At 69.8% G+C, this 15034-nt stretch carries 9 protein-coding genes and 3 pseudogenes; 9 read left to right on the plus strand and 3 right to left on the minus strand.

Annotation, left to right across the window (positions count from 1 at the left end; genetic code table 11):
• Window positions 1-110 precede the first annotated feature (110 nt).
• A complete protein-coding gene (locus tag ACGF12_RS36500) occupies window positions 111-503 on the plus strand; it encodes a hypothetical protein (protein WP_393040274.1) in 393 nt (130 codons plus the stop codon).
• Between the two features lie 309 nt (window positions 504-812).
• Window positions 813-914, plus strand: a pseudogene (locus ACGF12_RS36505) (zinc-binding dehydrogenase); the annotation flags it as partial.
• A gap of 260 nt (window positions 915-1174) precedes the next feature.
• Here ACGF12_RS36505 and ACGF12_RS36510 read toward each other — a convergent pair.
• A pseudogene (locus ACGF12_RS36510) lies at window positions 1175-1417 on the minus strand (phosphotyrosine protein phosphatase); the annotation flags it as partial.
• A 277-nt stretch (window positions 1418-1694) separates the two neighbouring features.
• Between ACGF12_RS36510 and ACGF12_RS36515 the strand changes: the two are divergent.
• Window positions 1695-2273, plus strand: coding sequence for a sigma-70 family RNA polymerase sigma factor (locus tag ACGF12_RS36515; protein ID WP_393040277.1), 579 nt, complete (start codon window positions 1695-1697; stop codon window positions 2271-2273).
• A gap of 288 nt (window positions 2274-2561) precedes the next feature.
• On the plus strand, window positions 2562-4592 hold the full coding sequence (locus ACGF12_RS36520; RefSeq protein ID WP_393040295.1) for an MMPL family transporter: 2031 nt from the start codon (window positions 2562-2564) through the stop codon (window positions 4590-4592).
• 81 nt (window positions 4593-4673) lie between these two features.
• On the opposite strand, the gene ACGF12_RS36525 is transcribed toward ACGF12_RS36520, so the two are convergent.
• Window positions 4674-7484 (minus strand): AAA family ATPase, encoded by a 2811-nt coding sequence (locus ACGF12_RS36525; protein WP_393040280.1) that lies wholly within the window; start codon window positions 7482-7484, stop codon window positions 4674-4676.
• A 149-nt stretch (window positions 7485-7633) separates the two neighbouring features.
• On the opposite strand from ACGF12_RS36525, the gene ACGF12_RS36530 reads away from it, so the two are divergent.
• The 4 genes and pseudogenes from ACGF12_RS36530 to ACGF12_RS36545 all read left to right on the plus strand — a co-directional run bounded on the left by ACGF12_RS36530 (window position 7634) and on the right by ACGF12_RS36545 (window position 13181).
• Window positions 7634-10483: an ATP-binding protein gene (locus ACGF12_RS36530; RefSeq protein ID WP_393040283.1), complete on the plus strand. Its 2850-nt coding sequence runs from the start codon at window positions 7634-7636 to the stop codon at window positions 10481-10483.
• Between the two features lie 161 nt (window positions 10484-10644).
• A pseudogene (locus ACGF12_RS36535) lies at window positions 10645-11460 on the plus strand (aminotransferase class V-fold PLP-dependent enzyme); the annotation flags it as partial.
• A gap of 137 nt (window positions 11461-11597) precedes the next feature.
• Entirely contained in the window at window positions 11598-12476 is an 879-nt protein-coding gene (locus ACGF12_RS36540; RefSeq protein ID WP_393040297.1) for an aminotransferase class V-fold PLP-dependent enzyme, read from the plus strand.
• 537 nt (window positions 12477-13013) lie between these two features.
• Window positions 13014-13181 carry a hypothetical protein gene (locus ACGF12_RS36545; protein WP_393040286.1) on the plus strand — a complete coding sequence of 56 codons (168 nt, stop codon included), beginning with the start codon at window positions 13014-13016 and terminating at the stop codon, window positions 13179-13181.
• Window positions 13182-13865: 684 nt separating this feature from the next.
• Here the strand turns inward: ACGF12_RS36545 and ACGF12_RS36550 are convergent.
• Window positions 13866-14045, minus strand: coding sequence for a rhodanese-like domain-containing protein (locus ACGF12_RS36550; RefSeq protein ID WP_393040289.1), 180 nt, complete (start codon window positions 14043-14045; stop codon window positions 13866-13868).
• A 309-nt stretch (window positions 14046-14354) separates the two neighbouring features.
• On the opposite strand from ACGF12_RS36550, the gene ACGF12_RS36555 reads away from it, so the two are divergent.
• On the plus strand, window positions 14355-14939 hold the full coding sequence (locus ACGF12_RS36555; RefSeq protein WP_393040292.1) for a hypothetical protein: 585 nt from the start codon (window positions 14355-14357) through the stop codon (window positions 14937-14939).
• Window positions 14940-15034: the final 95 nt, after the last annotated feature.

The raw sequence follows: 15034 nt of genomic DNA on the forward strand, positions 1-15034 counted from the left end.
TGCGGGTACTTCTTCGGGGCGGCCATGGCCTCGGGTCCTCTCATGAGACCCATCTGAACCGCTGTCACCATCCTCCGCATCCCGGGGGAACCTCAGTCCACCTTGTCAACTTGCAGGTGCTGGACAGGCAGCCGATCGACGCGGCCGCCTACCAGGCCGATTACGACAAGTGGATTGACGGTGGCCGCAAAACGAAGGACCTGCCGGTGCTGGAGAACTATTTCACCGGCCCACCGGTACCGCCGGACCCGGACGAAGCAGGGTCCAGCAAGGACACGTTCAAATCCTATCCGGAGACGGTGACCAGAATCATCATCCAGGAATTCACCCCGCCGACGGCTACGATCGCGTCGATTCCGGACAGCGGTACCAAGCTCCCGGCGACGTACATCCACCACTGCCACCTTCTCGAACACGAGGACGACGATCTGATGCGACCGTGGACGATCGTCGGCCACGGCGACCACAGCGGTGGCGGCCATGACGGCGGCCACGGCCACTGACGGGATCGATCGGCCCGCGTGTGCCGGTCCGCGCCTACAAGGGGCCCGGACCGGCACTGACGCCGTGGCCCGACCCTCCCTGGATCCTTGCGAGTGCGCCATCGTCTGCCCCGGCGACGTGGACGCCGTCCTGCGGTAGAAGCCGCACGGACAGGACGCCTCCGTACCAGTTGCCTCGGCCACACAGGGCCGATACTCCCGATCACGGGCTGCCTGCTTGTCATGGCTGCGATCATCGCGCGCGACCGCCGACGATCAAGGAGCGGGCCGTGCCCACCAACTTTCTGAGTGAGGAACAGCGCAGGCTGGCTTCCCGTTGACCGAACCTTCCCGCTCGACGAGATCGCCGAAGCACATCGCACCAGCGAGCGCGGTCACGTACGAGGCAGGCTGGTCCCGGTGATCGGCTGATCGCGGCGGCAGCTGCTCCCGTCTGCTGACCGGGTCGCTCCTACGGGAGGCCGGCGGATCGCCGCCGCGGCCGCAGTGGGTCCTGGGCCAGCTCCGCAAGAGCACCGCTGAGGCCGGTCTGCTCAAGATCGGCCTGGTGAGTCGGTCCGGGACGCGGTGCCGGGACTACTCCCGGTCCGTTTCCCCGGACCGCTCTCCGAACGGGTCTGTACAGTCAGCGGCTCTGCACTGCAGCTCAAACCACGTGGTGCCCGCGGCAGTCAGGCCCGCACCTCGATGCCCAGTTCGGAAAGCAGACCACGGATGCGCTGCTCGATCTCATCACGGATCGGACGAACGGCATCCACACCCTGGTCAGCCGGCTCGTCGAGCTTCCAGTCGAGGTAACGCTTGCCAGGGAAGTACGAGCAGGCGTCGCCGCAGCCCATGGTGATCACCACGTCGGACGCCTGGACCGCCTCGGTGGTGAGGACCTTCGGGGCCTCGGCGGAGATGCAGTTTCCCGTTCCAGCCGTCTCCGCGTCGAGCATGCGCGGTCTGGGCCAGATATCCGCCGACCGGCACAGATCTGCAGGTCAGACGGCCCGCCTGAGGGAAATCATCAGTGCTGCCACCGTGACCGGTTTCGAGCCGGACCGCCGTCTACGCGTCCCAACCTGCCTGCTGACGGGCTGCCCAAACATGCGCAGCTGACGGATATTCCTTTCTTCTCCTCCGTGTAAACCTCGATCGTCGGCCTGACCGGCACAGCTATCCCTCATCGAACTCGCGAGGATCCCCATGAGAGCGCTCACCCCGAGCGGGCCGACGCTGGTGAACGACTCCCCGACCACCGGTGCCCGGATGTCTGAGGTCAAGTTCCGCAGGCTGAGCGCCGTACACCACGCTGCGGTCCTGTCCTACCTCGTCAAGCGGACCTTCGGGGATCCACAGCTGGCCGAGGACCTCACGCAGGAGACCTTCATACGCGCGTTGCACCATCCCGAGATTCTGTCCACCGAGCACCAGACGGCGCTGCCATGGCTCTACCGGGTGGCCAGGAACCTGCTCATCGACCACCTGCGCTCACGCAGGTACAGACCTGTCGAGGTCGGCTCCGACGACCTCGACATGCTCTTCGAGGAGAGTGCGGCCGCGAACGAGATCGACCTGCTCCTGACGAGCTGGTCGCTTCGCTCGGCGCTGGCGTCCTTGAGCGATCGGCATCGCGCCGTGGTCGTGCAGGTCTACTTCGAGAACCGTTCCATCAACGCCGCCGCCGAGATCCTCGGTGTGCCCCCCGGCACCGTCAAGTCCCGGTGTCACTACGCTCTCCGCTCTCTTCGGTCGGCCTTGAAAGAGCACCAGCCGATCAAGTAGCCGACGCGATGCGTCCGGCGCGCCGGTGGACATCAGGGACACGCGGCGTCGCGACCGGAACTACGCCTGCCCATACCCGCTTTCGGTAGCCCTCAATGGAGGTCACACATGACGACGACTGATCACATTCACGCTCCGCACAACGGCCCGGTGAACCCCCCTCCCCATGCAACGGAGGGCGGGGATGGGAGCCGAAATCCCGAACAGAGCGGACCGCCGGGCCTCCTGGGCCGTCTCGGCCTTTGGGCCGCGGGCCGTCTGCGGCTGGTCACCGTGCTCTGGCTCGTCGTGGTAGCCGGGCTCGGTTCCCTCGCTCCGCAGGTGACCTCCTCGCTGGCCGGCGCGGGCTGGCAGGCCAACGGCTCGGAGTCGGTTCGCGTCCGCGAACTCGCTCGGCAACACTTCGACGGCAACGCCTCCTCGGCTCTTCAGATCGTCATCGCCGCCGACCGGCCGGTGACCGACCCCGCCGTTCAGCAAGTCGTCGGCCGCGCGATGACGCTCGTGAAGGCCGACCCGCGAATCGGCGAGGTGGTGCCGCCTCAACCCGGCGCCACGATAAGCCCGGACGGGCATACCGCGGTCATCCTGGCCGGCGCGAAGGCCGACACCAACGCCATGGTCCGTGCGGCAGACGACCTGAAGGGTCCGCTCGGGGCACTGTCCGGAGCCGGTGTCCAGGTGCGCGCCACGGGCGCCTCCGTCCTGTGGAGCGACTTCAACGCCGCCAACCACGATGCGATGATGCAGTCGGAGATGTTGTCGTGGCCGGTGACGCTCGCGATCCTGGTGCTGGCTTTCGGCTCGCTGGTCGCTGCCGGGCTCCCGCTGTTGCTGACCATGGCAGGACTGGCGGCCTCGGCCGGTGCACTGGTGCTGCTCAATCACATGACTCCGACGTCCATCTGGGCGATGAACTTCGCGATGATGTTCGCCCTTGCTCTGGGCATCGACTACGCCTTGTTCATCGTCGTACGGTTCCGTGGGGCGCTCGCTCGCCACGGCGACGCCCGGCGCGCTGTCGGCGAAACCATGGACACCGCTGGTAAGGCCGTCGCGCTGTCCGGTGCCACGGTCCTGGTCAGCCTTTCCGCGGTCCTGCTCGTCCCGTCACCTGCCTTCCGGTCCATGGCGCTCGGCATCATGATCGCGGTCACGTTCGTCCTGGCGGCGACCCTGACGCTGCTGCCCGCCGTCCTCGGAAAGCTCGGCGTCCGGGTCGACGCCGCGGCTCTGCCGTTCACCCGCCGCCAGGACGCCGCCGGCTCGCCCCGCTTCGCCGCCTGGGCCAACCGTCTCTGGGCGCACCCGCTGCGGTTCGGCGTCCCCGCTCTGCTCGCCCTGGTGGCACTCGCCACGCCGGTGATCGGGCTTCGGACCGCCATGCCGTCGATCACCGTCATCCCGGCGGACTCCTCCGCTCGAACGGGCTACGTCGCCGTTCAGAAGGCGTTCGGTCCCGGTGCTCCCGGCGCTCTCCAGATCGTGACGCCCCTGGCCCAGGCGGAGGAGGCAGCCGCCGTCCTCAAGCACACCCCGGGGATCGCAGTCGTGATGCCGACGACGAACGCGGCCGACCAGTCCGGCTTGGCTCTCATCCAAGCCGTCCCGGCTTCCGATCCCTCGGACCCCGCCCTGCGAGCGACTGTTGCCGAACTGCGCAGGCACCTGCCCGGGCAGACATTGGTCGGTGGCGCTGCCGTCGAGAACCTCGACCTGCAGGACGTCCTGAACGCCAAGACCCCGCTGGTCGTCGGAGTGATTCTGGCACTCGGCTTCGTCCTGCTCCTGCTTGCCCTGCAAGCGCCCCTGGTTGCCCTGATCGGCACTGTCACCAACCTGCTCGCCACCGCGGCCGCCTTCGGCGCTGCCCGTCTCGTCTTCCAGGACGGCCACGGGGCAGGGCTGATCGGTTTCACTCCGCAGGGTTTCCTCGACGGGTGGGCACCGGTCTTCTTCTTCGCCATGATCTTCGCGATCGCGATGGACTACACCGTCTTCCTCCTCGCCTCGGCCAAGGAGCACTACGAACGCAGCGGCGACCCACGCACAGCCGTGATCGCCTCTCTCACCCACTCGGGCCGGGTCGTCTTCGCGGCCGCCGCCGTCATGGTCGCCGTCTTCTTCACCTTTGCGCTCTCCGGCCCGCTGCCCCCCAAGGAAATGGGCATCGTCCTGGGCCTGGCAGTCCTGCTCGACGCGGCCCTCGTCCGCCTGGTCCTGCTGCCCGTCCTGCTCCGGCTGACCGGACGTGCCGCCTGGTGGACTCCGGACTGGCTCAGCAGGCTCCTGCCGACCCTCCGGTTCTCGCACGACTAGAGACGGAGGCGGCCCCCGGGGCCCGCCACGGTGCAGCGCCGACGCGTCCGACCGGGACACCCCGGCGCTGCACTCCGTGGTTCACCCCTGCTGTAGCAAAGTCGCTGTCACGGCGAGCCCCACCCGCGAGGACTCGCCGAGCTTCGCCATGATGCGCGACACGTGCAGCTGCGCCGTCCGCCGGGAGATGTACAGGCGCTCGGAGATCTGCGGGTTGGAGCAGCCCTCCGCGACCATGGCCAGCACCGCGCGCTCGGTCTCGCTCAGCGCCTCCCAGCCTGTCTCGCTCCTGGCGGCCGCCTTCCGGCTTCTGACGGTCACCCCTTCCGCCCGCAGGCGCTGCCGGGTACGACGGGCGTCCCACGAGGCGCCGAGTGCGAGGTAGCCGTCGACCGCCTCGGCCGACGCGGCGGCGGCCTGGTCCGCCGAGCCGGCGCGGGCCAGCAGAACGGCCTCGTTCTCGCGGGCGAACGCCACGAACAGGGGGCGCCCCGCTGCTTGGTACGCCGTGGCGGATTCGGCGAGCAGGGTGCTGTCCGCGTCGGCCAGCCCGCGGCAGAGCGCGGCCGTGCCGAGCTTGTTCGGGGACGGCTGGAAGTCGGCCAGCTCCTGCGCGGACGCGGCGAGCGCGGCCAGCCGGTCCGAGCGGCCCAGGCAGAAGGCCATCCGGGCGGCGTCCGGGAAGAGGTGATCGAGGGTCACCACCTTGCGCAGCTCGCCCGACTTCCACAGGTACGCCTCAAGGAGGTCGAAGGCTCCTGCGCAGTCGCCCTCGGCGTCCCGTACCAGGGCTCGCACCCACCAGTGCAGGTACTCCGTGTAGGAGTGTGCGCGCAGGTCGTCGGCCTCAGCCATGATGACGTCGGTGTGTTCGCTCCGCTGCCCCCGGCGCACGTGGATCTGCGCGGCGATCGCGCGCAGATCGGGGCCCACGTCCAAGGGGTCGACGGTGTCCAGCCCGCTCTGGACGGCGACCAGGGCGTCGTCCCAGTTCCCACGCAGGTACTCGAGGTTGGCGATGGCGGACTGGTACCAGGGCAGCAGCGCCACGCCGGCCTGCTCGCTCTCCCTGGCCCCCGCGCGCAGGTCCGCGTGGGCCTCTGCCAGTCGGTCGAGGTCGGCCAGGCAGTAGCCCCGGGCCAGGAGTGGGGTGAGTTGGACATCGGACGAGATCCCCGCCTCCCCCAAGTGGTCGAGGGCTGCGGTGGTGAGAGCGAGGGCTTCTTCGACTCGCCTGGTGACCAGCAGGACCGCGGACTGGGTCGTGAGACCGTAGGCCGTCGCGAAACCGTCGCCGCTCTCCCGCCCGTTCCGCACCGCCAGGAGCGCGGCACGTTCCGCCTCCTCCGGACGGATCATGAGGTGAAGAGTCTGGGATTCCAGGGCATGGAGGAGTGCTGCCTGGTTCAGGGGGAGGCTCTCCAGGGCGAGCGCCGAACGGACCTCGGCCACCGTCTCCGCCAGCCGCCCCTGCTGCAGGAGCGCCTGCGCGAGCCACCCACGCACCATGCCCTCCGAGCCTTCGGGCAGGGGGCGCGCGAGCGCGGCTCTGGCGGCGTGTTCGGCTTCGGCCGGCAGCCCGGCCCAGAGCAGCGCCCGGACGAGTTCGAAGCCCAGGTCCTGGGAGCCGGCACTCGCGGTGGCACGGCGCAGCAGCTCGACCGCGAGCACCGGTGCTCGCACCAGGAGCGGATCCAGCGAGACGCGCAACCAGGCCAGGTCCCGCGGTCCCAGTCGGCCGGCCTCCAGTACGTGCTCCGCGACCCGCTCGACGGGCGCGCCCGCCTCGGCCAGCGAGACCCCGATCTGCTCGTGCAGAGCCGTCCGGACCGCCTGGGAATGACTCTCCACCACAGCCTGGCGGATCAGGTCGTGCCGGAACGCGAAGCCGCCTCCGCGCTCCTCCAGCACTCCCGCCGCGAGCGCCTCCACCACCGGCTCCACCAGGTCGGTGGCCGGAAGCTGGAGCACAGTGGTCATCTCGGCCGCGCTGAACGCGCGGCCGAGCAGTGCCACCAGGCGGAGCAGCTCGCGGGTCGGCGCAGTCAGCGAGTCGATCCGGTGGAGGATCGTCGCACTCAGTGGGGCTGGCATGAGGGAGGTCTCCGGCCCGATCTCGGCGGTCGAGCCCTGCAGCTCGATCCGGCCCTCACCCGACAGCGCCCGGACCAGCTCCGCCACGTAGAGCGGGTTGCCGGCCGCACCCGCGACCAGGGACCGCAGCCGCTCGCCCGGCAGGCCACCGGCGAGGTTGGCAACCAGAGCGGCGACCTCGGCTTCGACGAGGGGCGCGAGATCGGTGATCGGGACGCCGGACTCCGCCAGGTCGCGCAGCAACCCGGTGACGGTGGCGGTGTCCGGCGTGGGACGGCACGTGACCACCACCAGCAGGGGCAGCTGGTCCAGCGCACGTACCAGCCGGCGGATGACGGCCAGGCTGGCCGGGTCCGCCCAGTGCAGGTCGTCCACCAGCAGCGCCAGCGGCTCGGCCGAGCACCAGTCGTCCAAGGTCGACAGGATGGCCTCAGCGATCAGGAACTCCTGGCCCACCGCCCCCGCCGGTGCCCCGACCCGCTCGTCACCACGCAGCAGACCGCGGATCCGGACGACCCCCGGGTGGTCGGCGGCACCCGCATCGAGGCACTCGCTCAGCACGGCGAACGGCACTGACCGGTCGATCTCACCCGCCGCACCGCGCAGGACCGTGATCCCGGCCGACCGGCACAGGGCGTCGACGAGGTCGAGCACGGCCGACTTCCCGATGCCCGGCTCACCGCGGAGCACCATCGCCTGGCCTCTGCCCGCCGTCAGTTGCCGAACCATGAGTTCAAGGCGCGCCCGCTCGGTCTCACGGCCCTGCACCGTCACTACCATCAAGATCCACTTCACCATCGCCCGACCATCACGGCTGCTCAGCGCCTCGGGCTCGCGCTGCCGGGCTACCCCGGGAGCGGACAAGTGTCCCAGACCCACGGGTGCGACTTCTGCGGGCAGGGACTCCCGAAACCGGACGAAAGCCTGACAATGCGATAATTCCGAGAATGAGAACCAGCCGGGCGACCGCAGCGCTGATCGGTCGGACGGCCGAGTCGTCGCAGCTCAACGATGTACTGTCCGCAGCCGCAGCCGGCCAGGGGCGCGCTGTCCTGCTTCGGGGTGAAGCCGGGATCGGGAAGTCCGCCCTGCTGAGAGCCTGTGCCGACCGCGCCCGGGAGTCGGGCTTCGCGGTGCTCTGGAGTACGGCGAACGAGTCGGAGCGGCACTTCCCCCTGGGGACGTTCCTGGATCTCCTGGAACGGGACCAGCCGTGCTCCGGGCAGCTGCGGGCGGAGTACCGAGTCGCAGTGGCGGCACCGGCACGGCACGCGGCCGCTGGAATGACGGACCCGGTGTCGGCCACCGCGGAGCGGCTGTTCCAGGTGGTGGAACAGCAGTGCGCGACAAGCCCGGTCCTCGTCGTGGTGGACGACCTCCACTGGGCGGACGCGACCTCGGCGACGCTCTGGATGCGCCTGGCGCGCCACGCCGAGCAGTTTCCGCTCACCGTGGCGGCGTCCGTGACGCCCGGCACCGGCGCCGGCACCGAGGCCCTTGCGGTTCACACGCTGCAGCGCGGCGGCGGCCTCGTGATGGATCTGGAGCCGCTGGCCTCGCCCGAGGTGGCAGCCCTCGCGGCCGGTCAACTGGGCGGCCCGGTGGGGCCGTCCCTGCTGGGGGCACTCGACGGAGCCGGTGGCAATCCGCTTCACCTCACCGAGCTGACGGCTCTGCTCCGCCGGCAAGGCGGACTGACGAGGGGGCGGCACGGGTTCGAGGTCACACCCGACCGCCACGACCTCTCGCTCGGAGCGGCGATCACCGACCGTGTCCAGCGGCTGTCCCCCGAGCTTCGCGCGGCCCTTCGGATCGCTGCCGTGCTGGGCATCGAGTTCCGGCCCGCCGATCTCGCCGCGGTGTCGCGCCGTTCGCTGGTCGCCCTCGTTCCGGTGCTCGAGGAAGCACTCGCCGCCGCCGTACTGGACCCGGCCGGAGAGCGGCTCAGATTCCGTCACCACATGATCTGGCAGGCTCTCGTGGAGAGCACCCCGAAGGCCATGCGCGGGGCGCTGCACCGGCAGGCGGCGGAGGCGCTCGATCTGGCCGGTGCGCCGCTCGACCAGGTAGCCGGCCATCTGATCCGGGCGGCCCCCATGGCCGCGGACGCGTGGCTGCACGGCTGGGTCGCACGGCACGCCCGCGAACTGGTCACCCGTTCGCCGGCCATCGCGCTGGAGCTCCTGACGCAGGCCATCGACGGAGACGGTCAGGAAACGGATCGGACCGGCCTGCAGCTGCGCATGATCGAGGCACTCAACGCGCTGGGCCGGCCCGACGAAGCCGAGGTGACGGCACGTCGGCTGCTGGCCGTGCCGTCCTGCGCGCCTGAGGTCGCGGCCGAGGCCTCCTGGCTGCTCGGCGAGACGCTCTACGCCCGCTCGTCGACCGGCACCGGGGCTCGGGAGGCTGCGGATCTGCTGACTGCCGCCACCGCGATCGACGGCATCAGTGAGCGGTCCAGGGCGCGGTTGCAGGCCGAGAACTCCTTCTACCTGTTCCGGTCGGACCGGCCCGACGAGGCCGCCGAGGCGGCAGCCGGCGCGGTGGCGGGCGGTGAACGCTCGGGCGAGACCTTCGCCGTCGCCTACGCCTCCTGGATGCGGGTGGTGATGGCCCGGGTCGGGGACGGTGACCTCGGCAGCGCCTTCGAACTGAGCAGGCGTGGCCTGGCCGTCTGCGCGGGTGGCGCGCACCCCCGGGTCGAGAACCTACTCCGGACCCAACGGCTGGTGATCACAGGCCTCCAGGACCGGATCCCCGAGGCCGAGGAGGAGATCGCCGAGATCCGCCGTTCCGGCGGACGCACTCAGGCGTACGGCCATGGCGCGACGGTCGCGATCGCAGCTCATCGCTTCCGCACCGGGCAATGGAACGAGGCACTCGCCGAGATCGAGCACCTCGGCGGCGAGGAGTTCCAGCACGCGGCCGTCCAGGCGCATGGCCTGGCCGCGTTGGTGGCCGGCCTTCAGGACGACACGTCCGCATGCGAAGCACGGTTGCGACTCATGCAGGACTACCCGCTGCGGACTCCCGCCGACCACGGAGCCGCCCAGTGGCTGTTGATGGCACGTTCGATCGCCGCTGAACGCGCCGGGCGACTGGACCAGGCCCTGGCGGCCTTGCTACCCGTCCTCGACCAGCGGATCGCGACGGGACCGGAGGACCCGTACGAATGGCTGCCGGTTGTCGTCCGGCTGGCTCTGGCGGTCGGTGACCACGCGACCGCCGGAACTGCGGCCGCCCTCGCCGAGACCGTGCCGTCCCGGGCGTCCGGCATCGCCTGCTGGAAGCACACCGCCTTGCACGCTGCCGGACTTGTCGAAGCCGACCCGGCGCCCCTGCTGGCGGCCGCCGACTACTACGCGGCGTCCTCCCGTCCGCTGAGACAGGCGAACGCCTTGGAGGACGCGGCCGAGCTACTGGCCCGGCAGGGGAGTCCGGCGGCAGCCAGACGTCGGCTGGACGAGGCAGCGACCGCTTATACCGAACTCGGTGCCAACTGGGGACTCCAGCGCGCGCAAGCTCGGCTGCGCGCGGCCGGGATCCGCCTCGGAGCGCGTGGCCCTCGGCTGCGGGCCACCTCCGGCTGGCACAGCCTGACACCGACAGAGCTGCGCGTCGCTCAGAGGATTGCCGACAGCCGGTCCAACCCGGAAATCGCCGCAGAACTGATGCTCTCCACGCGGACGGTCCAGACCCACGTCTCCCACATCCTCGCCAAGCTCTCCTTCCGGTCAAGAGTCGAGATCGCCGCCGAGGCCGCCCGGCAAGGCCACGTCCGTCAGGAAGTCTGACGAACGCGAGGAAGCGCCGTGCGTGACGGCGTGTGATCACAGTCACATTGAACCTTCGGCCGAACGCGGTCGTAAAGCTGTCCGTGGAATCGAACTCTGTCATCACGACCCTCAGGAGACCGTTCGGGCTGATCCGTCGGTCTCGCCGAAGCACGCCGGCCATGGGTCCGGACACCCGGGGCGGGAAGCGGGCGACAGAGCGCACAGCTCCTGGCCCCTCGGATGCACAGGCGCCGTCGGACAGTGCCACGGCACTTCTGACACGGATCCGACGTGGCCTCATCGGTGACGGCGATGTGCTGCAGGGCCCTTACGGGCCCCGGCGTATCACCTATGCCGACTACACGGCCTCCGGGCGTTCGCTGGACTTCATCGAGGACTGGCTCCGCGCGGCGGTCCTCCCCCATTACGCCAACACTCATACCGAGAGCTCCGCCACGGGGCTGCAGACCTCCCGCCTACGCGAGGACGCTCGCCAGCTGATCCATCGCGCGGTCGGGGGCACCGACGATCACGTCGTGCTCTTCTGTGGGGCGGGGACCACGGCTGCCGTGAACAAACTCGTCGGCATCCTGGAGCTGCAGAGTCCGGTCGGCCTGGCCGAGCGGCACGGTCCGGCGCACACCATTCCGTCGCATCAGCGGCCGGTCGTCTTCGTCGGCCCCTACGAACATCACTCGAACGAACTGCCCTGGCGGGAATCGATCGCCGATGTCGTGGTCATCCAGCTGGATTCGAACGGTCGGATCGACGAGGATGACCTGCGCGCCCAGCTCGTCCGCCACTCGGACCGGCCACTGCGGATCGGCAGCTTCTCGGCCGCCTCCAACGTGACCGGCATCCTCACCGACACCGACCGGATCGCCGCCCTGCTGCACGCCCACGGAGCGCTGTCCTTCTGGGACTTCGCCACGGCCGGGCCGTATCTTCCCATCCGTGTCGCCGAGTCGGCACCGGGCCGCGGCGATCACAAGGACGCCGTCTTTCTGTCACCCCACAAGTTCGTCGGGGGCCCGCAGTCTCCGGGAGTGCTCATCGTTCGGCGGGACCTCGTCCGCAACCGCGTGCCCACCATGCCGGGCGGCGGGACCTCGTCCGCAACCGCGTGCCCACCATGCCGGGCGGCGGCACCGTTGCCTTCGTGGACCCCCAGCATCAGTACTACCTCGAGGATGTGGTGGCCCGGGAGGAAGGTGGCACCCCCGCCATCGTCGAGTCGATCCGCGCCGGCCTCGCCTTCGGGGTCAAGGAGGCGGTCGGTTCCGAGCTGATCCACGCCAGGGAGGAGCGATCCTGGGATGCAGTCCTGGACCGCTGGCAGAACAACCCGAACATCGTCATCCTCGGCACCACCCATGTGCGACGCCTGCCACTGGTCTCGTTCCTGATTCGGCACGAGGACCGCTACCTGCACCACAACTTCGTGGTCGCGCTGCTCAACGACCTCTTCGGCATCCAGGCCCGCGGCGGCTGCTCCTGCGCCGGCCCGTATGGGCACCGTCTGCTGGGGATCGGTGGAGATCATTCGGGGGCACTGCGCGATGAAATCGTCATGCGCGGCCACGAAGGCATCAAGCCCGGCTGGACACGAGTCAGCTTTCCGTACTTCATGTCCGACACCGTCCGGGATTTCATCGTCGAGGCAGTCGATCTCATAGCCACGGACGGCTACCGCCTGCTCCCCGACTATCGCTTCACCCCTGGCGCCGGCCTCTGGCGCCACCGGCTCGCGCCGATGGAACCCCCGTTGAGCCTGGCCGACTTCCGCTTCGACACCCCGGATGGCCCCGGTTGGAAGCGTGCCGACACGCCGATCCACCATGGCGAGGAGTCTCTGGCGGGTTACCTCGCCCACGCGCGTCGCCTCGTCGCCGAACGTCCCGGCCGTATTGTCGAAGGCCACATCGACCTGCCCGAGAATTTCGAGGCTCTCCGCCACTTCACCATTGCCGAGGTCTGCTTGCGGACACACCCCGACGGCACGGACTCGTAAACCGACACCCGGCTGATCCAGACCATCCGGCCGACTCGGCACCGGCGGCTCGCAGCAGGTCGAACGCGGCGAAATGCCGCCGGGTATGTCGGCGGATGAGCCGTCCCAGGGCCGTCACGTCGGCCGCAGTGACCATCACGGCCAGCAGCAGGCTGGCGCAGTCGACCCGATGTGGCGCCTTGCCAGGGGGACCTTCCTGACCCCGTCGTAGCCGCGTAAGAACGCCGGTACCGAGGCCTCCGCCCGCAGCGACTGCGCGTCGATCACCGCGGCGGTCGGCTGGTCACGGCTGGCGTCTTCACGGACCAGGCCGCGCAAGCGATCGCGCGACTCCCCGATGGCTTGAGCAGAGACCTCCGCCGTGCTTTCCGGGGGACTCCGGCCGCACAAACACGGAGCGGCCCAACTGCCGACCGCTCGCCCATGCATTGCGCTGCAGGACATGCACGGCCAGCAGTCGCGACCCCAAAATATACCCTATGGGGTATTTTTGAAGAAACGGCCGCCCACAAGGGCCACAACGCAAGGAGTCATGTGATGTGTCGACGTACCACCTGCCGCACCTGCGGCAAGGCCACCTATGCGGGGTGCGGCATGCACGTCGACCAGGTGCTGGCCGGGGTCGGCAAGGCCGACCGCTGTACCTGCGACAAGAACACAGGCAAGGGTGGTGGCTTCCTGGCGAGGATCCTGGGTCGCCGCTGAACGGTGGCTGCCGATCCGGTCGGGAGAGGCATCTCCGGGCACGGTAGGCGCGAGCCGGATCTGGCCATCCCGTCCCCCCTCATCGTGGCGCGACGCGCACCGCACTGTCGGCCGGACTGTGCTTCACGACTGTCCTCGCCCCGACTGAGTGCTGAGCGGACGTCGGCGAGCCGCAGTCCCTTCTGCGGTCCGGAGATGGAGCAGCCGCACACACGATCGGGAGGCCGGAACGCGGGGGGGGGGGGGGGGGGGGGGGGGGGGGGGGCGGGGCCCCCCCCCCCCGCCCCGCCGCGGGGGGGGGGGGGGGGGGGGGGGGCCCCCCCCCCCCCCCCCCCCCCCCCCCCCCCCCCCCCCTCGGCCGGTCAGCCGTGTGTTGTTCTCCTTGGCGGCGGCGAGCAGGAAGACGGTGTAGTCCATTGCGATCGCGAAGATCATCGCGGCCGCGGTGGGGGACGCCACATCACGGCGTACCAGCTCGCCGCTTGACAGGGTGCGGGCCGCCGACGGCCACACGCCAAGGCGGTCCAGCAGACCGGGGCGGCCCAGGGGCTCCGGCGGTGGCACGATGGACGGACGAGTGGGGGCGCTACGGGGAAGCTCAGCCGCCCCGCACGGAGGCGGCGTCGAATCCGGCCCGGGCGAGCAGCTCGGCCGCGACCTGGCTACGGCTCCCAGAGGCACAAATCACCATGACGGCTCTGTCGCGTGGGAGGTCGGCAAGACTGTCGGCCAGTATCCCGAGCGAAACCAGCGCGCACCGGGAACGTGCCCCATCGCGAACTCGAACCCCTCGCGCGCGTCGAGCACCAGCGCTCCGCACTCGCGGGCGGCGGCGAACGCCTCCATATCGACGTCCTTCAGCATGCTCAGCCCCTCTAGGCGCCCTACCCCCCAGGGTATTCAAACTGCTGCAACAGCCGAAGAAAGGCGCATTCCACCGCAGCCTTCTGGCCTTCTCGCCGTATTCGCGACCGGCACGGAACGGTAGTAGGTCAGGCCGCCGCCACTGCTCGTGGTGGTATGACAGCCGGCCACATCGCGAACTCGACGTCGCGGTCAATCCAGTCGGCTTCGACCTGGGTGGGCGCGTGGGTGTGGTTTACGTTCGACTGCGCACCGCGAGAGTCGCCGTGGGGCACCCGGGGCGCGGACGCGGGCCTGAGGGACGTGGTGGTGGTCGGCAACAGCCAGTCCGGCACGGTGTCGTTCCTGGACGCCGTCACCTTCGCCAACCTCGGCACCTTCAACGCCATCCCCGACCTGCAGCAGCGGCTGGCCGAGATGGACCCGATCCAGGCCGTCGGCGCTTCGGACCCGCTCTCGTGGGCAGTGCGGGCGGCGAACAGGTCATCCGCGCCTCGATTCGACAAGGGGACGGTACCCAACCCGACCACCCGTCGGCAGCGAGGAGAGCCCACCAGCGGGGGTAGGGTTTACCCCCTCAACCGGCCGTTCCTCATGCTGGGTGCGCCCCCCTCCAACCACTCGGCCGGCGGCGAGTGGGAGCAGGACTGGGCCGCCCTCGGCGGCTACAAGAAGTGGCTGACGGTCGCCAACGCCGACCACTTCAGCTTCTCCGACCTGGACCTGCTTCACGAGGAGGCAGGGTTCGCGACGCCGCCCCTCTCCCCGGAACGCGGGGTGGTGATCACCCGCGAGTACGTGACAGCGTTCTTCGACAAGACGCTGAAGGGGATCCACAGTCCGCTGCCGGACGGCCCCGCGCCGAACAATCCGGAAGTACTCTTCCAGCACTAGCCTCGCTGTTTCGGTTCGCGTCGGCTCATCTGGGGTGATCCTTGTGTCAGATGTCGCCGGGCCGTAGGCGGGGGCTGGGCATGCCGAGAGCCCGG

This window comes from Kitasatospora sp. NPDC048296, from assembly GCF_043201815.1.
Classification (GTDB): Bacteria; Actinomycetota; Actinomycetes; order Streptomycetales; family Streptomycetaceae; genus Kitasatospora.

Excerpts from the sequence above, each read along its gene's own strand:
- ACGF12_RS36530 (WP_393040283.1), top strand. The coding sequence starts at position 7,634 with ATGAGAACCAGCCGGGCGACCGCAGCGCTGATCGGTCGGACGGCCGAG.
- ACGF12_RS36540 (WP_393040297.1), top strand. The coding sequence starts at position 11,598 with ATGCCGGGCGGCGGCACCGTTGCCTTCGTGGACCCCCAGCATCAGTAC.
- ACGF12_RS36545 (WP_393040286.1), top strand. The coding sequence starts at position 13,014 with ATGTGTCGACGTACCACCTGCCGCACCTGCGGCAAGGCCACCTATGCG.
- ACGF12_RS36550 (WP_393040289.1), bottom strand. The coding sequence starts at position 14,045 with ATGCTGAAGGACGTCGATATGGAGGCGTTCGCCGCCGCCCGCGAGTGC.
- ACGF12_RS36515 (WP_393040277.1), top strand. The coding sequence starts at position 1,695 with ATGAGAGCGCTCACCCCGAGCGGGCCGACGCTGGTGAACGACTCCCCG.
- ACGF12_RS36525 (WP_393040280.1), bottom strand. The coding sequence starts at position 7,484 with ATGGTGAAGTGGATCTTGATGGTAGTGACGGTGCAGGGCCGTGAGACC.